General features: G+C 69.4%; 14 protein-coding genes. 7 read left to right on the top strand and 7 right to left on the bottom strand.

The genetic code is table 11. From position 1 onward, the window contains the following. Positions 1-144: 144 nt before the first annotated feature. Genes AB0N80_RS09790 through AB0N80_RS09780 form a run of 3 tightly spaced genes read right to left on the bottom strand, consistent with a single transcriptional unit; the run spans position 145 to position 3,829 of the window. A complete protein-coding gene (locus AB0N80_RS09790) occupies positions 145-1,182 on the bottom strand; it encodes a TatD family hydrolase (RefSeq protein WP_363578621.1) in 1,038 nt (345 codons plus the stop codon). 5 nt (positions 1,183-1,187) lie between these two features. Beyond that, entirely contained in the window at positions 1,188-2,762 is a 1,575-nt protein-coding gene (metG, locus tag AB0N80_RS09785) for a methionine--tRNA ligase (RefSeq protein WP_363578620.1), read from the bottom strand. A gap of 50 nt (positions 2,763-2,812) precedes the next feature. Beyond that, positions 2,813-3,829, bottom strand: coding sequence for a LacI family DNA-binding transcriptional regulator (locus AB0N80_RS09780; RefSeq protein ID WP_315994644.1), 1,017 nt, complete (start codon positions 3,827-3,829; stop codon positions 2,813-2,815). Positions 3,830-3,998: 169 nt separating this feature from the next. Here AB0N80_RS09780 and AB0N80_RS09775 point away from each other — a divergent pair, with 169 nt between their 5' ends. From AB0N80_RS09775 to AB0N80_RS09755, 5 genes are all read left to right on the top strand, one after another. Then, positions 3,999-6,023: a beta-galactosidase gene (locus tag AB0N80_RS09775; RefSeq protein WP_363578619.1), complete on the top strand. Its 2,025-nt coding sequence runs from the start codon at positions 3,999-4,001 to the stop codon at positions 6,021-6,023. A gap of 153 nt (positions 6,024-6,176) precedes the next feature. Further along, the gene (locus tag AB0N80_RS09770) at positions 6,177-7,412 is read left to right on the top strand and encodes a maltose ABC transporter substrate-binding protein (protein ID WP_315994646.1); all 1,236 of its coding nucleotides are present in this window, start codon (positions 6,177-6,179) and stop codon (positions 7,410-7,412) included. Between the two features lie 73 nt (positions 7,413-7,485). Then, positions 7,486-9,114: an ABC transporter permease subunit gene (locus AB0N80_RS09765; protein ID WP_363389534.1), complete on the top strand. Its 1,629-nt coding sequence runs from the start codon at positions 7,486-7,488 to the stop codon at positions 9,112-9,114. Next, positions 9,111-10,010, top strand: a complete 900-nt coding sequence (locus AB0N80_RS09760) for a sugar ABC transporter permease (RefSeq protein WP_363578618.1) — start codon at positions 9,111-9,113, stop codon at positions 10,008-10,010. The genes AB0N80_RS09765 and AB0N80_RS09760 overlap by 4 nt, the downstream gene beginning before the upstream one ends. A 37-nt stretch (positions 10,011-10,047) precedes the next feature. Continuing rightward, positions 10,048-12,276, top strand: coding sequence for a glycosyl hydrolase 53 family protein (locus tag AB0N80_RS09755; protein ID WP_363578617.1), 2,229 nt, complete (start codon positions 10,048-10,050; stop codon positions 12,274-12,276). A 59-nt stretch (positions 12,277-12,335) separates the two neighbouring features. On the opposite strand, the gene rsmI is transcribed toward AB0N80_RS09755, so the two are convergent. After that, the gene (rsmI, locus tag AB0N80_RS09750) at positions 12,336-13,151 is read right to left on the bottom strand and encodes a 16S rRNA (cytidine(1402)-2'-O)-methyltransferase (protein WP_363578616.1); all 816 of its coding nucleotides are present in this window, start codon (positions 13,149-13,151) and stop codon (positions 12,336-12,338) included. 23 nt (positions 13,152-13,174) lie between these two features. Between rsmI and AB0N80_RS09745 the strand changes: the two genes are divergently transcribed. Together AB0N80_RS09745 and AB0N80_RS09740 are read left to right on the top strand one after the other, a co-directional pair. Beyond that, positions 13,175-14,743 (top strand): phospholipid carrier-dependent glycosyltransferase, encoded by a 1,569-nt coding sequence (locus AB0N80_RS09745; RefSeq protein WP_363578615.1) that lies wholly within the window; start codon positions 13,175-13,177, stop codon positions 14,741-14,743. 30 nt (positions 14,744-14,773) lie between these two features. After that, complete coding sequence (locus tag AB0N80_RS09740) at positions 14,774-15,535, top strand: AAA family ATPase (protein ID WP_315994652.1); 762 nt, start codon at positions 14,774-14,776, stop codon at positions 15,533-15,535. A 269-nt stretch (positions 15,536-15,804) separates the two neighbouring features. Here AB0N80_RS09740 and AB0N80_RS09735 read toward each other — a convergent pair whose 3' ends face one another. The 3 genes from AB0N80_RS09735 to AB0N80_RS09725 form a co-directional block, all read right to left on the bottom strand. Then, positions 15,805-16,422, bottom strand: a complete 618-nt coding sequence (locus AB0N80_RS09735; RefSeq protein WP_363578614.1) for a hypothetical protein — start codon at positions 16,420-16,422, stop codon at positions 15,805-15,807. Positions 16,423-16,664: 242 nt separating this feature from the next. After that, complete coding sequence (locus tag AB0N80_RS09730) at positions 16,665-17,039, bottom strand: hypothetical protein (RefSeq protein WP_363578613.1); 375 nt, start codon at positions 17,037-17,039, stop codon at positions 16,665-16,667. Between the two features lie 116 nt (positions 17,040-17,155). Next, positions 17,156-23,914, bottom strand: coding sequence for a PA14 domain-containing protein (locus AB0N80_RS09725; RefSeq protein WP_363578612.1), 6,759 nt, complete (start codon positions 23,912-23,914; stop codon positions 17,156-17,158). Between the last annotated feature and the right edge of the window lie 115 nt (positions 23,915-24,029).

Raw genomic sequence — 24,029 nt, 5'->3', positions numbered from 1 at the left:
CGAGAGGCCGGCGCCCTGCGGGGTGCCGGCCTCCGTCGTTCGGGCGTCGTGTGCGCCCGCGTGATCTCTGCGATCTGCACAAGCTCAGCGGCATCCGTCGCCATTCGGCTGAGGATGCGCGAATCGCCGAGATCCGCGCTCGCGTCAGTCTTCGAACGCGCCGTAGACCTCGAGGGTGTTCGCGGCGACCCGGGCGGCGAGCTCGTCGGCATCCATCGACAGTTCTGCGGCGAGGAAGCGCAGCGTCACGGGGATCAGGTACGGCGCGTTGGGGCGGCCGCGGTACGGAGCCGGCGTGAGGAACGGGGCGTCGGTCTCGACGAGGATGCGATCCACCGGGGTGACCGCGAGGGCGTCGCGCAGGTTCTGCGCGTTCTTGAAGGTGACGTTGCCCGCGAACGAGAGGTAGTAGCCGCGGTCGGCGGCGATCCGGGCCATGTCGGCGTCGCCGGAGAAGCAGTGGAACACCGTCTTCTCGGGAGCGCCGAAGCGCTCGAGCGTCTCGAGCACGGCCTCGTGGGCGTCGCGGTCATGGATCTGCATCGCGATGCCGTGCTTCTTCGCCAAAGCGATGTGCGCCTCGAAGGAGCGGATCTGGGCGGGGATGCCGTCGGCCTCGGTGCGGAAGAAGTCGAGTCCCGTCTCGCCGATCGCGCGCACCCGCGGTTCGGCGGCGAGCTCGTCGATGACGTCGATCGCGGCATCCAGCTCCCCCGCCTGCGCGTAGACGGGGGCCTCGTTGGGGTGGATCGCGACCGCCGCGAGAACGCGCGGGTGGGACCGCGCCGCCCACGCCGACCAGCGCGAGGAGTCGACGTCGCCGCCCGCCTGCACGACCCCGTGTACGCCGACCGCGAGCGCGCGTTCGAGCTGCTCGTCGAGCGACAGGCCGGTCTCGCCATCCTCGATCTCGAGGTGCGTGTGGTTGTCGTAGACCGGGATGCCGAGGGGCTCGGGCACCGGCGGATAGCTGACGTCGCGCCGACCGTCGGTGGAGCGCTCGCGGACGTACTGACTGGGGTCGGTGCCGTCGATCGTTCCGCGCGGGCGCTCGACCGGGGCGGAACCGGCGGCGGGCCGGGGGGCCGAGGCGTCGACGGGCTCAGGAGCCGCCGCTGCACCCCGGGCCGACGCCGACTCCGCGGCCGACGCCCCCGGGGCCGCCGCCGACTCGGAAGGCATCGCCGTCACGCCTGCTCGACGCGCGGGAAGAGCGGCGTGAGCGGGGTCACCGCGGCACCCGCCGGCAGCAGGCCCCACGCGCCCGCCTCGCGGATCGGCTGATCGACGAGTGCGCCGAGGCCCTGCTCGGCACCGAGGGCGACCCACAGCTTCGCGGTCGCGGCGGGCATGACGGGCGACAGCAGCACGGCCAGGGAGCGCAGTCCCTCGGCCGCGGTGTAGAGGACCGTTCCGAGACGCTCGCGCTGAGCCTCGTCCTTCGCGAGCGCCCACGGCTCGTTCTCGGTGATGTAGCCGTTGAGCGCGTCGACGATGGTCCAGATCGCCGAGATCGCCTCGTCGATGCGGAAGCGTTCGATGGCGGCGTCGGCGGCGGTCGCGGCATCCGCCACCACCTTCTGGATCGCGAGGTCGAGCGCGGTCGAGGGCCCGGCCTGCGGGACGACACCGTCGAAGTACTTCGAGATCATCGCGACCGTGCGCGACGCGAGGTTGCCGAAACCGTTGGCGAGCTCCGCCTGGTAGCGGGCCGACAGGTCTTCCCACGAGAACGAGCCGTCCTGGCCGAACGCGATGGCCGAGAGGAAGTAGAAGCGGTACGCGTCGGAACCGAAGACGTCGGTGATCTCGGTCGGCGCGATGCCGGTGAGCTTCGACTTCGACATCTTCTCGCCGCCCACGAGCAGCCAGCCGTGCGCGAAGACCCCGCGAGGCACGTCGAGACCGGCGGCCATCAGCATGGCCGGCCAGATGACCGCGTGGAAGCGGAGGATGTCTTTCCCGACCACGTGGAACGCCGGCCAGCGACGCGCGAACTGCTCGGGATCGGTGCCGTAGCCGACGGCGGTGGCGTAGTTCAGCAGCGCGTCGACCCACACGTAGATCACGTGCGACGGGTCCCAGGGGACGGTGATGCCCCAGTCGAACGCCGAGCGCGAGATCGAGAGGTCTTTCAGACCGCTGCGCACGAACGAGACGACCTCGTTGCGGGCCGATTCGGGCCGCACGAAGTCGGGCTCGGTCTTGTAGAGCTCGAGCAGGCGGTCCTGGAACTCGCTGAGCTTGAAGAAGTAGTTCTTCTCCTGCAGCAGCTCGAGGGGCTTCGAGTGGATGGCGCATACCTTGAGGCCCTCGAAGGGTCCGGTGCCGTCGACGATCTCGGCCTCGGGCTTGAACTCCTCGCAGCCCACGCAGTACAGCGCCTCGTACTCGCCGGCGTAGATGTAGCCGCGGTCGAAGAGCGCCTTCACGAACTGCTGCACGCGCTCTTCGTGGCGCGGCTGCGTCGTGCGGATGAAGTCGTCATTGGCGACGTCGAGCGTGTCGAGCAGCGGGAACCACGACTCGGACACGAGCTTGTCGACCCACTCCTGCGGGGTGACGCCGTTGGCGGCGGCCGCGCGCAGCATCTTCTGCCCGTGCTCGTCGGTGCCGGTCAGCATCCAGGTGTCGTCGCCCGCCTGGCGGTGCCAGCGCGCGAGCGTGTCGACGGCCACCGTCGTGTACCCGTGCCCGATGTGGGGCAGGTCGCTGGGGTAGTAGATCGGCGTCGTGATGTAGAAGGATCGGCCGGAAGTCACTCGGAGATTCTACGGGGAGGCTCCGACACGGCCGCGCGTGTGACGGGCGGTCAGGCCGAGGCGCGCACGACCAACGTCGTCGGCAGCACCACCGGCTCGACCGCGCGACCGTCGATCGCGTCGAGCAGAAGGGTGACCATGCGCTCGCTCAGCTGCTCCCACGGCTGGCGCATGGTGGTCAGGGGCGGCTCGTGCGTCGCGGCGAGTCCCGAGTCGTCGAAGCCGGCGACGGCGATGTCGTCAGGCACCCGTCGTCCCGCGCGGCGCAGCGTCTGCACGGCGCCCGCCGCCATGAGGTCGGATGCCGCGAACACGGCGTCGATGTCGGGAGCGCGCTCCAGCAGCCGCTCCATGGCCGCGGCACCGGAGTCCTGCGAGTAGTCCCCCACCTCGACCAGCTCCGGGTCGAAGTCGTCGCCCATCTCGTCGCGGAACCCCACGAGGCGGAAGCGTCCGCCCGGCGTGTCGTCGGGCCCGGCGATCATGGCGATCCGCCGATGCCCGTGCGCCCGCAGGTGCGCCGTCATCGTGCGCGCCGACCCGGCTTCGTCGACGGAGACGCTCAGCACCTCGCTGCGATGCCCCAGGGGCACCCCGCACGCCACGGTGGGGATCCCGGCATCCATCAGGGATTCCAGCAGGGGATCGGCCTCGTGCGAAGAGATGAGCAGAACGCCGTCCACGTGCCCGGCACTGACGTAGTGCGCGACGTTCGCGCGCTCGGCCGGGGTGCCGGCGATGAGGAGGACGAGCGTCATCTGACGCTTGGAGAGGGCCTCGGCGGCACCGCGCAGCAGCAGGGCGAAGGTCGGGTCGTCGAAGAGCAGGTGCTGCGGCTCGGTCATGAGGAAGGCGAGGGACCCCGCGCGTCCGGTGGCGAGACTTCGCGCGGCGTGGTTGGCGGTGTAGCCGGTGCGCTCGATGGCATCCTCGACCGCCGCGCGCGCATCGGGAGACACCCAGTGGCCGCCGTTGATGACGCGCGAGACGGTGCCGCGTGACACGCCCGCGGCTGCCGCGACGTCGCGGATCGTCGGCTTGCGCCGAACGGTCGGGGTCTGCTCCATGCGGGAATGCTATCGGCCGGGAGACGGTCCGGGATGCCGACACCGAGCCGAGACTGGGACCGGTCACAGTTATGTAACGAACATCGGCCCGTTGTTGCGCGATGCGGCCGGACCGCCGGAGGCTGTGACCGGTCCCAGTCCGGGACGCACGAAGATCCGATGGAGTGTCATGACCCGCGCTACCCCCTGGCCCGCTCTCGACGGCATCGCATACGGCGGTGACTACAACCCCGAGCAGTGGCCTCGCGAGGTCTGGGACGAGGACGTCCGCCTCATGCGCGAGGCCGGCGTCAACCTCGTGAGCGTCGGCATCTTCTCGTGGGCCCTCCTCGAGCGCAGGGAGGGCGTCTTCGACTTCGCCTGGCTCGACGAGCTCCTCGATCTGCTGCACGCAAATGGCATCCACGTCGACCTCGGCACCCCCACCGCCTCCCCGCCCGCGTGGTTCTTCCACGCCCACCCCGAGGCGCGGGTCGTGACCCGCGACGGCCGCACGATGGGCTTCGGCTCGCGGGGCATGGCATCCCCCTCCTCCCCCGCCTACCGCACCGCCGTCACGCGCATCGCCGACGCGCTCGCCGCCCGCTACGCCACGCACCCCGCGGTCGTGATGTGGCACGTGCACAACGAGTACGGCGTGCCCGTCGGCGAGGACTACTCCCCCACCTCGGTCGCCGCCTTCCGCGACTGGCTGCGCGAGCGGTACGGCTCGCTCGACGGTCTCAACGCGGCCTGGGGCACCGCCTTCTGGGGTCAGCACTACGGCGACTGGGAGCACGTGGGCGCCCCCGCCGACGCCCCGAGCGTCGTCAACCCCGCGCAGCGCCTCGACTTCGCGCGCTTCACCGACCACCAGCTGCGCGCGTGCTTCCGCCTCGAACGGGATGCCATCCGCGCCCACGCCACGCAGCCGGTCACCACGAACTTCATGGCGAACCAGAGCTGGACCACCGACCTGTGGGCCTGGGGCCGCGAGGTCGACATCGTCTCGGACGACCACTACCTCTGGGCCGCCGACCCCGATGGACACGTGGGCCTCGCGATCGCCGCCGACCTGTCACGGTCCGTCGGCGGGGGTGCGCCGTGGATCCTCATGGAGCACTCCACCTCGGCCGTGAACTGGCAGCCGCGCAACGTCGCCAAGCGCCCGGGCGAGATGGCCCGCAACTCGCTGACTCACCTCGCCCGCGGCGCCGACGCGATCCTCTTCTTCCAGTGGCGCGCCTCCCGCTCCGGGGCGGAGAAGTTCCACTCGGCGATGCTCCCCCACGCCGGCACCGACTCCCGGGTGTGGCGTGAGGTCGTCGATCTCGGCACGGCCCTCGGGCGCCTGGGCGAGGTGCGCGGAGCACGCGTGCAGGCCGAGGCCGCGGTGCTGTGGGACTTCGAGTCGTTCTGGGCGCAGGACCTCGAGTGGCGTCCCTCGGTCGACGTCACCCACCAGGCGCAGGTGCGCGCGTACTACGAGCAGCTCTGGCGCGACGGCATCACCGCCGATTTCGCTCTGCCCGGTCACGACCTCTCGGGCTACCGCCTGGTCGTCGTCCCGGCCCAGTACCTGCTGTCGAAAGCGGATGCCGACAACCTCGCCGCCTACGTCCGCGGCGGCGGGACGCTGGTCGTGTCGTTCTTCTCGGGCATCGTCGACGAGAACGACGCCGTGCACCCGGGCGGCTACCTCGCCCCTCTGGCCGACGCGCTCGGCGTGCGCGTGGAAGAGTTCCTCCCGCTCCGCGAGGGCGAGACGATCACCCTCGAGCGGGCCGACGGCGCGGCCCTCACCGCTCGCGCCTGGGCGGAGGACCTCATCGTCGACGGGGCCGACGTCGTGGCCCGCTACGTCGACGGTCCGGCCGCCGGGCGCGCAGCCCTCACCCGGCACGCGTACGGCGCCGGGACCGGGTGGTACGTGTCGACGAGCCTGGATGCCGACAGCCTCGCGCACGTGATGGCCGCCGCCTACGCCGACGCCGGGGTCTCGGCATCCGTCGTCCCGGCCGGGTGCGAGGTGGTCGTGCGGAGCTCCGACGAGCACGACTTCACGTTCGTCGTCAACCACCGCGACGACGCCGTCGACCTCGCCCTCGACGGCACCGAGCTGCTCACCGGCGCACCGACGGACGGCGCGCTGACGGTACCCGCGGGCGGCATCGCCGTCGTCCGCACCGCACGTGAGGAGGCCGGCCGGGCCTGACGGGCCGGCATCCCACTCCGAACGACACCCGGCCGCACCGACGCGGCCGGGTGAGCGGGCCGCGAGGACCGCGACCCCGCACGACCCGACCGCGACCACCGCGGTCACCCGAACCGACCGCAATGGCTGCGGTCGCACAGAAAGGGACCTCTCATGCGCATGACAGCACCCCGGCGCACGCTCCTCGGCTCGGCGGCGATCCTCGCCGTCTCGGCCCTCGCCCTCACCGGTTGCTCCGGCGGCGGATCCGGCGACGACTCCGCCCAGGGCGGTGACGGCCCCGAGATCGTCGTGTGGACCGACGCCGAGCGCGAGCAGGCCATCGGCGATGCCGCGAAGGCGTTCGAGGAGGAGACGGGCGCGACCGTGCGGCTCGTGCAGAAGAACTTCGAGGACCTCCGCAACGACTTCATCGCCCAGGTCCCCACCGGCGAAGGCCCCGACATCACCGTCGGCGCGCACGACTGGCTCGGCGCCCTCGTCGCGGCCGGCGTCGTCGACACGATCGACCTCGGCGACACCGCCTCGAACTTCGAGCCCGTCGCGCTGGAGGCCATGACCTACGACGGGCAGCTCTACGCCCTGCCGTACTCCCTCGAGACTGTCGCCCTGGTCCAGAACACCGCCCTCGTCGGCACCGACGCGCCGGCCACGTGGGACGACATGATCCAGCGGGGTCTGGCATCCGGGGCCGAGCGCCCGTTCGTCATCAACACCGCTGGTGAGACCGGCGACGGCTACACGATGTACGGGCTGCAGACCTCCTTCGGCGCCCCCGTGTTCGTGCAGGACGCCAGCGGCTCGTACACGTCCGAGGTGGGCATGGGCGGGGCCCCGGGCGAGAGCTTCGCGCAGTGGCTGTCGACCAACGGCCAGGCGGGGTACCTCTCGACCACGATCGACTACGACATCAACAACGAGCTCTTCGCGAGCGGCAAGGCGCCCTACACGGTGCAGGGCCCGTGGGCGATCAGCTCGTTCGAGGGCATCGACGTCGCCGTGAACCCCCTTCCCAGCGCGGGCGGCGAGACGGCCGCGCCGTTCGTGGGCGTGCAGGGCTTCTACCTCAGCGCGCAGAGCAAGAACGCGCTGCTCGCGACGGAGTTCCTCGTGAACTACCTCGGCACCGAGGACGCCCAGCGCGCCCTGTATGAGGCCGACCCGCGCATCCCCGCCTACACCTCGCTCGGCCAGGAGGTCGCCTCCGACCCGATCATCGCCGGCTTCCTCGCCTCGGCCCAGAACGGCGTGCCGATGCCCTCGATCCCCGAGATGGGGTCGGTGTGGGACCTCTGGAACGCCGCCGAGGCGCAGATCATCTCCGGCGCCGAGCCCGTCTCGACGTGGAACCAGATGATCACCGACCTTCAGAGCACGCTGGCCGGCTGACGACACGCTCCGTGGGCGGGCGCGGTTCCCCCGCGCCCGCCCGCGGTACCACCCCGACGAATCCGGAGCACCCATGTCGGTCACCCCTCCCGTCGCGCCCCCGGGCGCGGCCCCCACCGCCCCCGCGCCCCTCCCGGCACGCGAATCGCACGCCCGCAGCTTCCGCGGCATCGGCGTCGGCTTCCTCGTCAAGCTCATGATCATGGCGGTCGTCAACGCCTTCGGCATCCTGACGATCCTCACCGCCGTCGGCGCCGAGTCCTGGCTGCTGGCCTCGATCACCGCCGTGCTGCTGATCATCGCCGACATCGTCTACTTCACCCGGCGCGCCCTGCCGCTGAAGTACCTGCTGCCGGGGCTGATCTTCCTCTTCGCGTTCCAGGTCTTCATCTTCGGCTACACCGCCTACATCGCCTTCACGAACTACGGCACCGGTCACGCGGGCTCCCAGTCGCAGGCGGTGGACGCCACCCTGATCCAGGGCGAGCGCCGGGTCGACGACTCCGCCACCTACCCCATGGCCGTGGTGGAACGCCTCGGCACCTACGGCCTCGCGATCGCCGACGACGACGTCGTGCGCGTGGGGACACCCGACGAACCCCTGGCGACGGTCGAGGGCGAGATCGGGGCGAGCGGCGCTCCGACCGAGGTGTCGGGCTGGACCGTGGTGCCGCGTGCCGACGTGCTCACCGACCCCGCGGTGCAGCAGGCCGCCGCGAGTCTCCGGGTGCCCCTGTCCGACGACCCCAACGACGGTGCGCTGCGCACACGCGACGGCTCGACCGCGACGGTCTACACCTCGACGCTCGTGTGGGACGAGCAGGCGCAGACCATCACCGACACCACGACGGGCACGGTCTACACCGCGACCGACCGCGGCACCTTCACCTCCGCCGACGGGCAGAGCCTGCCCACCGGCTGGTACGTCAACGTGGGGTTCGAGAACTTCCTTCGCGTCTTCACCGACGGCGCGCTGCTGCAGCCGCTGCTGTCGGTCACCGGGTGGACGTTCGCGTTCGCGATCCTGTCGGTGGTGATCAGCTTCGGCCTCGGGCTGCTCTTCGCGATGATCTTCAACGACCCGCGCGTGCGGGCGCGGAAGTTCCTGCGGACCCTGTTCATCCTCCCGTACGCGTTCCCGGCGTTCATGTCGGCGCTGCTGTTCCGCGGCATGTTCAACTCCGAGTTCGGTGTCATCAACGACGTCTTCTTCTTCGGCCTGCCCATCAACTGGCTCGGCGACCCGGTGCTCGCGAAACTCGCCGTGCTGTGGGTGAACGTGTGGCTGAGCTACCCGTACTGGTTCCTCGTCTGCACGGGCGCCCTGCAGGCGCTGCCGTCCGACACCCTCGAGGCCGCGCAGCTCGACGGCGCCGGCCGCTGGCGCTCGTTCCGCTCGATCGTGCTGCCGCTGCTGCTCGTGTCGACCGCTCCACTGGCGATCTCGTCGTTCGCGTTCAGCTTCAACAACTTCACCGTCATCTACATGTTCAACAACGGCGGACCCGCGATACCCGGGGCGCCCTACGCGCTGGGCTCGACCGACATCCTCATCTCCGCCATCTACGACATCTCCGGCGTCTCGGGCGGAGCGGCGGATTACGGCCTCGCCAGCGCTCTGTCGATCGTCGTGTTCGTCGTCGTCGGCGCCATCTCGGCGCTGGCCTTCCGTCAGACCCGCAAGCTGGAGGAGTTCGCATGACCGTCACCGCACGCGGCACCGGACACGATGCCGCCCGCAGCACCCCCGCGAAGAAGCGCCGCTGGCTCGCCGAGGTCGGGTGGAAGTACCCCGTCGCCGCACTCGTCGCCTTCTACGCGCTGTTCCCGCTCGTCTACGTGCTCTCCGCTTCGCTCAACCCGCGCGGGAGCCTCGCCTCGTCGAACGCGCTGTTCTCGGCGGTCGATTTCTCGAACTACGCCGCCCTGTCGGGCACGAGTTACTGGACCTGGGTCGGTAACACCCTCCTCGTGGGCGGTGTCGCCTCGGTCGGCGCGGTGCTGATGGGCGCCGCCGGCGCCTACGCGTTCTCGCGCTTCCGCTTCTCGGGGCGGCGGGCGAGCCTCACCGGCCTGCTCATCGTGCAGATGTTCCCCCAGGCGCTCGCGTTCGTGGCGATCTTCCTCATGCTCCTGACCATCGGCGAGGTCGTGCCCGCGCTCGGCATCAACTCGAAGCTCGCCCTCATCTGCGTCTACCTCGGCGGCGCGCTCGGCGCGAACACGTTCCTCATGTACGGCTTCTTCAACACGATCCCGATCGAGATCGACGAATCGGCCAAGATCGACGGCGCGACCCACGCGCAGATCTTCTGGAAGCTCATCATGCCGCTGGTCACGCCGATCCTCGCGGTCGTCGCGCTGCTCGCCTTCATCGCCGCCTTCGGCGACTACATCCTGGCGCGCATCATCCTCGTGTCCGAGGACAACTGGACCCTCGCCGTCGGCATGTACCAATGGGTCTCGAATCAGCTCACCTCCCGGTGGGGCCTGTTCGCCGCGGGATCAGTGCTCGCGTCGATCCCGGTCCTCGCCCTGTTCCTGTCGCTGCAGCGCTACATCGTCGGCGGCCTCACCCAGGGGTCGGTCAAGGGCTGAGTCCCGACCGACCCGTCCTCGATCGATGGAGATCCGGATGCCGAATCACCCCCGTCCCACGGCCCTCGCGGCCCTGACCCTCGGCGTCGCCCTCGCGGTGGCGCCCCTCACGGCGGCCCAGGCCGCGCCCGCCGCCGAGCCGGTCGAAGCCGGGATCACCGTCCCGCGCGTCGAGGGCCTGGCATCCGATTTCGCCCTCGGCGTCGACGTGTCGTCGGTGCTGTCGCTCGAGGAGTCGGGAGTCGTGTTCCGCGACGACGACGGCGCCCCCGCCGACCTGTTCGAGGTGCTCGCCGACCACGGCGTGACCGACGTGCGCGTGCGCGTATGGAACGACCCGTTCGACGCCGAGGGCCGCGGGTACGGCGGAGGCAACGTCGGTGTGGAGCGGGCCGTCGAGATCGGCGCGCGCGCGACCGCCGCGGGTCTCGGCGTCGCCGTCGACTTCCACTACTCCGACTTCTGGGCCGACCCCGCCAAGCAGAAAGCGCCGAAGGCCTGGGCGGGAATGGATACCGCCGAGACCGCCGACGCGGTCGGCGACTTCACCCGCGAGGCGCTCACCGAGTTCGTCGCCGCCGGTGTCGACGTGGAGCTCGTCCAGGTGGGCAACGAGACCAACGGCGGGGTGGCCGGCGTGACCGGCTGGCCCGACATGGCGCGGGTGTTCTCGGCGGGAGCCGCCGCCGTCCGCGAGGTCACGCCCGACGCCCTCGTGGCCGTTCACGTCACGAACCCCGAGCGCCCCGGCCATCACGCCGCGTACGCCGCGGAGCTGGCGGCGAACGAGGTCGACTACGACGTGTTCGCCTCGTCGTACTACCCGTTCTGGCACGGCACGACCGAGAACCTCACCGCGGTGCTGCGTCAGGTCGCCGACACCTTCGACAAGAAGGTCATGGTCGCCGAGACGTCGTGGGTGCGCACGCTCGACGACGCCGACGGTCACCCCGACGTGATCGACGCGGCCTCCGAGGCCGAGGCCTATCCCATCAGCGTCCAGGGTCAGGCGACCGCGCTGAGCGACGTCGTCCAGGCCGTCGCCGACGTCGGCGACGCCGGCATCGGCGCGTACTACTGGGAGCCCGCGTGGCTCCCCGTCGGCTCGCCCGACCAGCTGGCGCAAAACCGCGTGCTCTGGGAGCGCGACGGCTCGGGCTGGGCCACGAGCTTCGCGAGCGAGTACGACCCGGAGGATGCCGGTGAGTACTTCGGCGGATCGGCGTGGGACAACCAGTCGCTCTTCGACGTCGACGGCACCCCGCTCGAGTCGCTGCGCACCTTCGCCTACGTCCGCACCGGCGCTGTCGCACCCCGGGAGGTCACGGGCGTCGACACCGTGCGGCTCTCCGTGACCGTCGGCGACGCGGCGGCGCTCCCCGGACGGGTGACCGTGCGCTACAGCGACGGCACGAGCGAAGAGAGCCCGGTGACCTGGGAGGCCGCGCCCGACCTGTCGCGCCCCGGCGTCTACGAGATCGCCGGCGCGACCGCCGAGGGTCACGCCGCTCTCGCCGTCGTCACCGTCTCGACCGAGAACCTCTTGCGCAACCCCGGGTTCGAGGATCCCGACGTCTCGATGTGGATCGTCGACGGTCCGCTCTCACTGCGCGCGACCGACGATCCGCGCACGGGCGAGCGCTCGGCCCACTTCTTCGCCGCCGAGGCGATGTCGTTCACCCTCGAGCAGCGCGTCGACGACGTCCCGGCCGGTCGGTACGTCGCCGCCGGAGCGCTGCAGGGCGGCGCGTTCGGCGACGGGACGGCGAGCATCGAGCTGGCCTCGGATGCCGACACCTCGGCCGCTCCGTTCACGGCGGGCGGATGGCGGGTGTGGTCGGAACCGCGCACCGACGAGATCGAGATCGCCGAGGGCGAGAGCCTCACCGTACGGGTGAGCGCCGAGCTGCCCGCCGGCGCGTGGGGGACGATCGACGACCTCGGGCTCGAGCGCGTCGGCGATGCCGCGCCCGCCCCCGGCGGACCGACGCCCGGTGAGCCCGGCCCGACGCCCACGCCGGGTGCTCCGTCACCCGCGCCGACGGAGCCCGCTCCGGCCGAGCCCGTACCGGCCCCCGCGGCGCCCGTACCCAGCAGTCCCGCACCCGCCCCGGCGACGCCCGCGCCCCCCTCCGCACCGGCGCCGGGTCTGGCCGAGACCGGCACGAGCGTTCCCCTCGGCATCCTCGCCGCCGGACTCCTCGCCCTCGCGACCGGAACGGTCCTGATCGCCCACCGCCGCCGCTCGCGCTCTCCACGCGCGTAAGGGGTCAGAAAATGTCGCCTGGCAGCTCGCCAGGCGACATTCTCTGACGCCTCGCGCGGCTAGCGCGCGGCTAGAGCGGCCTGGTAGAGCTCGCGCGAGGAATGACCGGTCTGCGACGACACCTCGGCCGCGGCCTCCTTGAGCCGCGCGCCGCTGCGCACGAGCTCGAGGGTCTGGGCCACGGCATCCGGGAACGCCACCTCGCGCGCCGAGGCGCCGCCCACGACGATCGCGATCTCACCGCGCACGCCCTCCGCCGCCCACGCGGCGAGTTCGCCGAGGGGGCCCCGCTTGACCTCTTCGTAGAGCTTCGTCAGCTCGCGGCAGACGGCGGCGGGGCGATCGGCGCCGAACGCCGCGGCGAGGTCGCCGAGGGTGGATGCCAACCGCGACGGCGACTCGAAGAAGACGAGGGTCCGCTCCTCCGACGCGAGCTGCGCGAAGGCCCGGCGACGTTCGCCGGGCTTGCGGCGCGGAAAGCCCTCGAACGCGAACCGGTCGGTCGGCAGGCCCGCCACGGCGAGCGCGGTGACGACCGCGCTGGGGCCGGGAAGGGCCGTGACGGTGACGCCCGCGGCCGCGGCGGCGGCCACCAGGCCGAACCCGGGATCGCTGACCGTCGGCATGCCGGCGTCGCTCAGCACCAGCAGATCGTCGACGCGGGCGAGCTCGACGAGCTCCGCCGCGCGCTGCTTCTCGTTGTGGTCGTGCAGGGCGATCAGACGCGGGCGGTTCTCGACGCCGAGGCCCGCGAGCAGGCGCTGCGTCGTGCGGGTGTCTTCGGCGGCGACGACCGTGGCGTTCTCGAGGGCTTCGACGAGACGCCGCGAGGCGTCACCCAGGTTGCCGATGGGGGTCGCCGCGAGGATGATCACCGTTCCACCTTAGGCTGGGGGCCGTGAGCACAGCCGTCTCCTTCCTGCTCCCCGACGAGCAGACGCGCCTCGATCGCTGGCGCGACGCTCTGCTCTCCACCCCCCGCGGGATGCGGCTCTGGCGATGGCTCGCGCCGACCCTCGTGACCCTCGTGGCCGCCGTGCTGCGCCTCGTCGACATCGGCAACCCGCACCAATTGGTGTTCGACGAGACGTACTACGTCAAAGACGCCTGGAGCCAGTGGGTGCTGGGCTTCCCCTCGACGTGGCCCGACGACGCCGACGCGAGCTTCGCGGCCGGCGACACCGACGTGTTCACCGGGATCGGCAGCTACGTCGTGCACCCCCCGCTGGGCCGGATCCTCATCGGCGCGGGGATGGCCCTGCTCGGACCGGACTCGGCCACCGGGTGGCGCATCTCGGCCGCCGTCATCGGCACGGTGACGGTGCTCGCCATCTACCTCTTCGCGCGGACGCTCACCCGGTCGATCCCCCTCGCCACCGTGGCATCCGGACTCTTCGCCATCGACGGTCTCGGCATCGTGCTCAGCCGCATCGCGCTGCTCGACATCTTCCTGACGTTCTTCATCGTGCTGACGTTCTGGTTCGTCGCCCTCGACCACCGTCGCTCCGGCGACCGGATGGCCGGCCTCGTCGCGGCGCGCGGACTCGAGCACCCGATGTGGGGGCCGATCCTGTGGAATCGCCCGTGGCTGCTCGCCGCCGGCGTCGCCGCGGGGGCCGCCACGGCCGTGAAGTGGTCGGGACTGTACGTGATCGCCGCCGTCGGCGTCTACGCCGTCGTCACCGACGCGCTCGCGCGCCGCCGCGCCGGGATCGTGCAATGGCCGATGGATGCCGTGCGCCAGGGCCTGGCATCCTTCGTGCTGCTCGTGCCGGTGGCCGCCGTCGTCTACGTCGCCAGCTGGTCGGGGTGGCTCTTCACCACCGGCGGGTACAAGCGCGGGACGCCGGTGGATGCGACCGGCTTCTGGGCGTGGGTCCCCGAGCCGCTCCAGCGCCTGTGGGCGTATCACCAGGAGATGTACGCCTTCCACGTGGGCCTCGTCACCCCGCACAGCTACGCGAGCCCCGCGTGGCAGTGGCCGCTGCTGATCCGTCCCACCTCGATGTACTGGCACCAGGATGACGCGGGCGTCAACGGCTGCGCCCTGCCCTCGGGCTGCACCGAGGCGATCTCGAGCATCGCGAACCCGATCATCTGGTGGGCGGGCGTCGCGGCATCCCTCTTCCTGCTCGTGCGGTTCGTCATGATTCGCGACTGGCGCTACGCCCTCGTCCTGACGGGGCTGGCGGCGACCTACGTGCCGTGGCTGCTCTATCCCGAGCGCACGATCTTCCAGTTCTACACGGTCGCGATGCTGCCCTTCCTCGTGCTGGCCCTCGCGTTCACGCTGCGCGAGATCGCGCGGGGGGTGAGGGGCTCGAGCCGTCTGAGCGGCCAGATCATCGTGCTCGCCTTCCTGGGGCTCTGCGTCGTCGTCTCGGCGTTCTGGTATCCGGTGTGGGCGGGGCTCCCCGTGCCGTACGAGTTCTGGCGACTGCACAACTGGCTGCCCACCTGGATCTGACGGGTCCAGACGAATGCCGAGGGGGCGAGCGTGACGCGAGGAGACGAGTGGCTGCACGACCCGCGGCCGGTGCAGCGGGTGAAGCTGTTCCGGGACGCGCCGGTGGACCGCGGGGCGTGGCCGGCGACCGTGCCGGCGGTGGCGCACTTCCTCGACGTCGCCGGGGCGGACGGGTGGGAGTTCGGCCCCGGTGTGACCTTCCTCGTCGGGGAGAACGGGTCGGGCAAGTCGACGCTCATCGAGGGCATCGCCGAGGCGGCGGGTCTGCCCGCTGAGGGCGGGTCGATCAACGGCGGAGGCGAGACACGGCGAACCGAGAGCCCGCTCGGCGAGTGGTTGCGGATCGAGCGGAGCCCACGTGCTCCGCGGTGGGGCTTCTTCCTGCGGGCCGAGACGATGCACGGCTACTACTCGTGGCGAGACGATCTCGGTGGCCCGGCGCCGAGCCTCCACGAGATGAGCCACGGCGAGTCGTTCAACAGCCTCCTCGACGAGGTGCTCGACCACGAGCGATACGTCGCGGGCCTCGCCTGCCTGGATGAGCCCGAGGCGGCTCTGTCGTTCTCCTCCACGCTGCGCTGGCTGGCGTCCCTCGACCGCATGCGTTCGCGCGGGACCCAGGTCATTTGCGCGACGCACTCCCCCGTGCTGGCGGCGCTGCCGGGCGCGACGATCCTCGAGCTGGGCGAGTGGGGCATCCGCGAGAGCTCCTGGGACGACCTGGAGCTGGTGCGGTTGCACCGAGGGTTTCTGGAGGCGCCGGGGAGGTTCTTACGGCACCTGTTGGAGTGAGCGGATGCCCCTTCCCGGGGCCAGAGCTGGCGTGGGTTGGGTCGTCAGGGTGCGAGCTGGGGGATAGTCCCGCGGGCTCCGTGAGCGTCACCGCATTCCGCAGATCCCGGGGACGCGGTTGGCAGCGATCTACCCGTAACGCATTCTGCTTCAAAGCCGTTCTCGCTCTGGGTAGACGTTTCAGACAGAACGTAGCCGCCGCCCTCACATCAATGTCCGCCCCCTCGACGGGATAGCGGTCGCACGAGGGCTCGACCGTCGGCGTCGCGCTAGTGGGCGGTATCCGTAACATCGGCAACCTCCGTCTGAGATCGGCGAATTCGCACGAACCGCACCAGCTCACCAAGAGCCAGCAGCATGAGGAGCGGGACAGCGACGCCCGACACCAACCAATCTCCGAAGAAGTACCAGAACAGAAGCAGGAGATTTGCGGGAACGACGATCAAGGCCCAGAAAACTTCTCGCAGCCGAGAGAACCCCGAGAACATGTCCATGTCTTGCCTCACTCGACTCTCCAGCCTCGCGACCGCGTTCTTTCCATGCCCCGCGCGAACCTCGACGAGCGGATCGGCGCGCCCAAAATGCAAAGCGAAAAGGGGGATTGCCAGTCGGTTCTCCCACATCAGGCGACCGGCCAGCCCGCTCTTCAGCGCGTTCACCGTGTCTTCCCACCGCGCCCGCCCACTCAGGTCGTTCCGCCCGATGGGGTCCGTCGGCCAGACGTAGTCGTTGTCGACACCACCTTCGACCGGGTCCACCTGCAGGAACCGACCCAACGTAGGCACATACAACCGGGCACCCATCTCGATGACCACGGCGTCCTCGAGGGTGTCGACAATCTTCTGCGCCCCCTGGAACCAACAACAAGAACACCACCACCGCATCACCCGACACCTCAGCCCACGACAACCTCGGCGCCGAGTGCCTGTCGACGGACCGCGTCCGATTGACGGAGGCACCAGCGGAGGGGTGCGGACCGCATCAACCCGACGATGCGAACTCATGCGACACGTCTGGACCCGCGAGCCGTGCCAACATCAGCCGGCCTGCCGCGTCATACCCTTAGGGCGAGTCGAACGATCGCCCCTCTTGCGCGGATCTCTCGCGCACGATCCGCCCGCCCACTTCATCAGTGATCCGTAGCTGAGTCAGGCGCGGCGGCCGTGAGGGCGTTCAATTCGGCGACGGCTTTACGCAACGTACGACGTCCCCCCATGGTCGCAGGTAGTCGAATGACCCTTCCGCTTGATTTCCTTACCTGCAACATGTAACAACCAAGATTTGTCGCACCGTTTCCCGACGAAAATCTATTCCAGAAGCCGCGATATAGAACGCACTCAAACTCGTCAGCACCGCCGAACTGAAAAAAGAGATTTTGGAAATAAGAGCGAAAGCGGATGCCATCAGGACGAACATTGAAGCCGACTCGCAACGAGATACCAAACGCCATTCCAGCAGCCAGGAGAAGAACGAATAGCCAAAATTTCTCGTTCGATTCAATCACGGTAACAGTTGACGCATACGTCAAACCGAGAAGAATGCTCCCGTTGATCATTTTGACAACGCGCCCCACTGGCCTGAGACCCGAAGAACTGACGCAACCAGGAGATTTTGCTTTCATCAATACATTCCCCGGTTCACAGGTCGGCGCCCTCGATCTCTCCCCGTCGACCGCGCAGCAGGCTTGATGGCGTTCTCAACCGCGGGTCCGGCCAAGCCACCGATCGCAGCCGTTTGATATCGCGTCGATTGCGCGTAGGCCGCCGCACTTGATTCGCGCGCCGCCCGCACCGAGGCTCTTGTGGACACGGCGATTACGGGCCGGACTGAGGCAAAGGCAACGGCTCGAACGACAGCGCTGACGGCTCCCGCAGCAACGCTGCCCGCGACCATTCCTACGGCTGAGGCCGCTGCCTCACCCCAGCGCCCCTGAAGGGCGTAGGCCGCCACCGACACCGCGCCACAGACAGTTGCCACCACACCCGGTATCAATCCGCACGCGAACAGCCCTGCCTGTATCGCCGGGTTCTCGGTGATGGTGCGAGCCATGTCGTCCCACCAGGCGCGCCCACTCAGGTCGTTTCGCCCGATGGGGTCCGTCGGCCAGACGTAGTCGTTGTCGACACCGCCCTCCACCGGGTCCACCTGCAAGAAGCGACCCAACGCCGGCAGATACAACCGGGCACCCATCTCGATGACCAAAGTGTCCTCGAGGGTGTCGACGATCTTCTGCGCCCCCTGGAACCACCCCGTCGTACCGTTCACCGACCCCGACCCATCCGCCGACGCCGTCCCGATCGCCAACGTCACCGGATCCAACGGCTGACCGAACGGGTCGTACAACCGCACACCCGTGGCATCCGCCCCCGACCCCGTCGTCACCGTGTGCCCCTGCAACGACGGATACGACCACATCGACTCACCCGAAGACGGAACATCCACCGTCACCCCACCCGGCAACGACAAGAACACCACCGCCGCATCACCCGACACCTCGGCCCACGGCGTCTCCCCCGACCCCGCATACACGAACCGTGTCGTCACCGCCGGTGCATCACCGGCCGGATCCACCGTCCGCGACACCACACGACCCGACCCATCCCGCACCACCGACACCACGGAACCCGCATACGTCCGCGTACCGATGTGACGGTTCTTCGCGTCATACGAGAACAGCAGGTTCGACAAACGCGTCGTGTTCCCTCGCACATCGAACGAGGTCTCATCCGCATTGAAGCCGTCGGCGATCTGCGACGCCCCCGGAACGGGATTCGACACATAGCTCGCCAGCAACCGATCGGCCCTGTCATAGCAATAATCCGCGGTCGTCACGCTCGCTTCAGACGACCCCGGCGCCGAGTATCTGTCGATGGACCGCGTCCGGTTACCGGAGGCACCCGCGGAGGTGTTCGGACCACACCCACCCGACGACGCGAACTCATACGACAGGTCGTGACCCGGGATCTTCGCCGACACCAACCGCCCCGCCGCGTCATACCCGTACGTCGAATCGAACGACCGGCCCTCCTGCGAGATGCTCTCGCGTACGATCCGCCCCGCCACCGACCGCGTCACCTCATCGGTGATCGACGCAGACGACGGAAACGACCATGTCTGCGACCCGATCGAGCCGCGCTTGTCATCCCACGCCACCCCCAGCGATGAACCGCCCAGATATGACACCTGCGCGATCCGCTGCTTCGCATCGAACGACGACGCCGAATACACCTGACCGTCGAACGTCACCGTGGTCGTCTTGCCGTCACGGTCGTACGCGAAGGCCGTGGTCGACGACGGCACACCCGGGCCCGACGTCATCACACGGAGCACCCGCCCGGTCAGCGGCTCGTAGACCGGAGTCGTCACAACGCCCCACACGTCGGTGTACGACACCACGCGTCCAAGAAGGTCGGTCTGGGTCGTCGTCCCCGAGGTGCTCGATCCGGCGATGGGCGTTCCCGCCACCGTCACCGTCAAACCGGTCCGCGTCGGCGTGTACGCGGTCGTGACCGTGTCGGTCGCGACCCCCGCGCCACCGACCGAGACCTCTTTCACCGTGCGACCGCGGGCGTCGACCGTCGTGCACGACCACGCCTCATCGCCCGTGACACGGGTGCCGGCCGTCCGCCCCATGACGTCGTAGACGTACGAGGTCACGATCGCCGGGCCGCTCGCCGGTGTGGGGCCGGTCGACGTCTTCAGCATCCCGAACTGGCGAGTTCCTGCGGGCACACCGCAGGTGTCGTCGGTCAGCTGCTCCGCGTCGCCGAAGTAGGCGCGCGTGGTGCTCTTGGCATCCATAATCGAACCGGATGCCGCGGCGGCAGGCAGCGCCTTGGACTTCTGTCGCAGCCAGCCGGAGCCGTTCACCTTCTCGAACGATGCAGCGCTCGTCAGCGACAGTCCACCCGGATCGACCGTGCTCGCCGTCACCTGACCCACGACCGGGTCGGCGTACGTGCGGGACGTGGTGAGCGACGGTGCGGATGCGCCGACGACGCTCGTGGTGTCGTCGATGGTCGAGGAGGTGACCAGGCGGTAGTCAGGGCGCAACTGCGTGCCGGGAACGACGACGAACGCGTCTTGGGACGGAGTCGACCACTTGAGTTGCAGCAGCGCCGACGAGACATTGTCGAAGTACTCGAGCCGGATTCGGCGCACCTCTCCTGCGGCGACCGTGAAGGCGGCACTCGTACCGTCGGTCCCGGCGGGTGCCGTCCACCTGTCGATGACCAGCACGTCGTCGAGCCATAACCGCGCGCCGTCATCGCTTGTCGTGCGAAGACGGTACGTACCTGCTTCGGGGAAGGTGACCAGCCCGGTCAGACGCAGCGACCAGTGATCGCTCGACACTCCGACGATCGGTGCGTCCATCCCCCAGTCACGGTCGACCGCTCCCCCGCTGGCGCCGTCGAGGCCGAGCCCGTAGGCCTCCGGCTTTCCCGCGAGCTTCTCGGTGTTCGAATAGTAAGCCGCTTGCAGTCCCTTCATCCCGCCGTCATACGTCGTGCTGCTCGAGGGCGGCACCACACCACAACCGTCCCTCTGTACCGGCTGCGCCACCGGATGCCCGTCAGCCGAGAAGCACTCGGCCGGTGCAGCTCCGTACGTCGCTACGGGTCGATCGGTCCGGTCATAGATCGTCGTCGTCACGAGTCCCGACGCGGCCTTTGTGCGACGCACCAGATCCTTGTTCGCGTCCCATTCCCGGCTGTTCGTCACACCCATTGCCGTCGCGGAGGTCGTCTGCCTCCAGGCCGCGTCGTAGGTGACCGTCTGCGAGGGGCCGGGCAATCCCGAGACGGAGACGGTGGTGCGTCCCTCCCCATAGCTGTAGCTCCGCGACGGGCGCTCGGCCGCCGTGACCCCGTCGGGTGCGGGCAGCGCGACGCCGATGGCGCGTGTGCCGTCATAGGTGATCGACGTCACCGCCGCGTCCTCAGCCCGTCCCGAATCGGTGAGCGGGCGACTGTCATTCGCCGTGGCATCGCGGATCTGGTTCAGCAGACCATCGGCGCTGTCGTAACCGAAAAGCGTGAGCTCGTCGCCGGGATCGAGTATCGCGGCGAGTTGGCCGTCGCTGTTGTAGAACAGCCTCGACTCCGACCCATCGGGGTAGGAGATGCGGCAGAGCAGGTCGACCGGAGCCTTGGCGTAACCCGATCCCTCACGCTCCGGGCACGACGAGCGTTCACCATTCTGATACCCGAAGACGATCTTGCGCAGATAGTCGTCGCCGTTCTTCGACACCGGATCCACCACCTCGGTGGTCACTCCGTCGGCATTCAGGAGGGCCTGCGGTGCCGCGGCCTTCCGGACGTCTTCCGGAGGTGTCGCCGAAGCAACGCGACCTTCTTTCGTGAAGTGATAGACCGTGCCGTCTTCGTCAGTGAACACCACCCACCCGTTCCCCTCGAGAGAAACGACGCCGTACTCCCCCGCGGGCGCGACGAATCCGCCCGCCGAGACCTTCGTATAGGTGTGCCCCCTTCCCGTGGTGTCAGTGAGGACGACCGACGCATCGCTGCTCTTTGCCGAGACCCAATTCGCTGCCGCCCCTGCCAGCGGCACCGATGCGCCCCACCCCTGCGGCAGAGTGGTCACGCGCTTCGTGAACCAGTCCGGCGGAACGCTCATCCGGATGGGCGCAGACGCCCCATCGGGGGTGTACTCGACCCAGAGGTCGATGGAGGAGAGACCGACCTGTTCGTAATACTCGACCCGGATGCTCTTGGCTCCGCCTGTCCCGGTGACGGTGGTGTCAGCCGCGGTCGTCCACGATCCTCCCTGCCATCGATCGATCAGCTTGCGCCCGTCGTAGATCACGCGGAGGCCGTCGTCGTGCGTCGCCCCGAAGCGAACGTCTCGTCCCACCAACTCGCTCGGCAGAGCGAGGAAGCCGGTCCAGCGGGAGAGGAAATGGTCGGCCGGGACGGCCTCTGCCGGAGAGCCCAAACCCCATTGGAACGAGACGGCAGGATCGGTACGGACGAGGACTGCGGTCTTGTCGCTGAATGTGTAGCCCTCCGGTGCCGTCGGCGCCGCGCCACCCACGCGCGCATCGAAGTACTCGCCGACCAACCCACGGTTCGCGCCCCGCACCTCCTGCGAGTTGTATGTGAAAGACATTCCCATCGGGCCGCCCAGCGTCGTCACGGTCGGGGACGCGAAGGCGACGTTGACATTGCCGTTCGCGAGGTTGGTGGTCACCGCACCCGCGGTGTCGAACGGTGACGGCCCCGAGGCTCCGAGACGAAGATCGGCCCGGAGGCGACGGACCCATCCGTTGCCGGTGCGGGTGTCTTGGCCGTCGTTCGTCGTGACCGTCCAGGCGTAGACCCCGCCGTCCTGCAGGGTTCCGGCGGGCACGGTCCACGAGGCGATGTCGTTCTCCGCACGGATCCATCCGGAGGTCACAACGGCACCAGACCGCGCGTCCGACCCGGTGGCGATCCGGAACTGGTAGCTCATCGAGCCCCCTACGCCGTCAGTGTCGGCGACGGCTCCTACCTGGAGGGTCGGTGTCAACGTGGTCACGGTGGCCGGCGTCTCGGTGACGGCGTTGCCCGGCGCTGCCGTCGCGGCATCCGGAAGCGGCACCTCGTTCGTCGAGAAGTTGTAGACCGGCGATTGGCGGAAGGTCGACTGCCCCCAGAGGCCGTCGAGATCGTCGACCAGGGACACGCGCCAGTAGTACGACGTGCCGGTGCGCAGGAGCCCGGGAGGAATCTGGAACTGCGTTCCGCTGTCCCAGTCGCGCGTGATGACCATGTTCGTCAGCCCGGGGTCGGTGGCGAGCTCGAAGGCATATTTCTGCGGCCGGTTGCCCGGGTTCCAGGCCTTCAGGCCCAGCGTGGGCGTCAGAGAGACCCCGGTGCCTCCATCGGCGGGCCCCCACCCGCCGACCGAGGGATAGCCCCACGACTCGATCCAGAGAGCGGATCGAATCCGCTTCATCGAGTACGACGAGCCTTCCCAGCCGCCGATCATGAACGCGGGTCGATCCCCGATGCGCAGATTGCGCGCCAGACGAGCCGCCACCCCGTCGCCCTCGACATCAGCCCAGTCGTCGGACAGATCGAAGTTCCCGAGGTGCGAGCCCGTGCCGTTGAACGAGAAGCCGCCCGCATGCTGGACCCACCCCGGCTGCGACGACCTCGTGCCCTGGTCGTCGTACCCGACGGCCATTCCGGCCGAGGCGATGAACTGCCCGGGCAGGTTGCCGTAGTCGTAGGTGACGACCGAACGCCAGTACCTGTTGGCCCCTCCCTCCCGGGTGTTTCCGATCATCTGCGCGCCGTTCCACACCGTGCCGTCGGACTTGTAGGCGGTCGCCCCGTTTGGAGTCATTACCGTCGGATCGATCCGTACGGGATAGACCCGCGCCGGATCACGCAACCAGTTCCGGTCGGCCCGCAACGTGTACCGCCAGGACCCATCCGCCGCCTTGCTCAGCGCGACGTGGAGAGCGGCCTGGGCATCACCGCTCTGCCCGTCGACGCCGCTGGAGTCGACGGCGACGGGCGTCGGGATCATGAGCACATCGGCACCGGTCCTGTCCGTGAACACGACCGAGTCGGCCTCACCGAGTGAAGGAGTCATGGAGCCCGCGTCGATACGCCACGTCCACGAGGAGCGGTACCCGGGGACGGCATCCAGCACCAGGCTTTCCTTCACGGCGCCCGGTTCAACGCGGTACTCGAGATCGGCAGTTCCAGACACGTCGCGGTAGGTCAGCTCCTCCCAGTCGTCCCACCACCAGAACGGAGCAGCGACCTCGCCGGGCGCGGCGCCGGTGAGCGCGAACGAGACATCGTGGCCGTCACGCGAGACGGTCACAGCGGGTGCCTCGTCGGCGCCCCCGCGGAAGACGGGCTCGAGAGGATGGTCCTTCACCCTCCAGGTGTCACCGTCGCGCGAAACCGAGGTGTTGACGTCGACCCACTCGCCGCCATCGGCCCGGGCTCTTTCCGGCTCGGAGGAAACCCGGGTGACCGTGGATCCAGAGCCGCTCGTATAGCTGCTGACGCCTTCCGACTCGTGGATCGGGTGGAGGCCCGATGCCGGCACGGAGCGCTTCTCCCACTCGGCCACCGCGTCCGAGACCGGTGGGCGTTCGATGGCGACCGGGACGACCGTCGTGGTGTCGTCGGCGGGTACCGGAACTGGCGGGATGGTGAAGGAGCCCGCGGGCAGCGCGGGTGCGGTCGAGGCCTCGTCGATGGAGGGCAGCGCGGGTGCGTCATCCGGCGACGCGAGGGGCGACGACGTATCCGCCCGAGAGACCGCCACCGCGGCGTTCGCCGGGACCCCCACTCCGACGACCAAGGCGACCGTGGCGAGTACCGACGTGAACCAGAGACGAGATGAGAGAGACACGCGACCCCCGCGGGCCCGCCGGCGTGGCGGTCGACGACGCCCGAGGACTCAGGCTGCGCCGAGGTTAGGCATCGACTTCTCTCAGCTTGTGGTCGGTTCTGCGGGATGACGCAGG

This window comes from Microbacterium sp. NPDC089188, assembly GCF_040685155.1.
Lineage (GTDB): Bacteria > Actinomycetota > Actinomycetes > Actinomycetales > Microbacteriaceae > Microbacterium > Microbacterium galbum.
The sequence above is the reverse complement of the archived record's forward strand: the minus strand, read 5'-3'. Positions and strand labels throughout refer to the sequence as shown.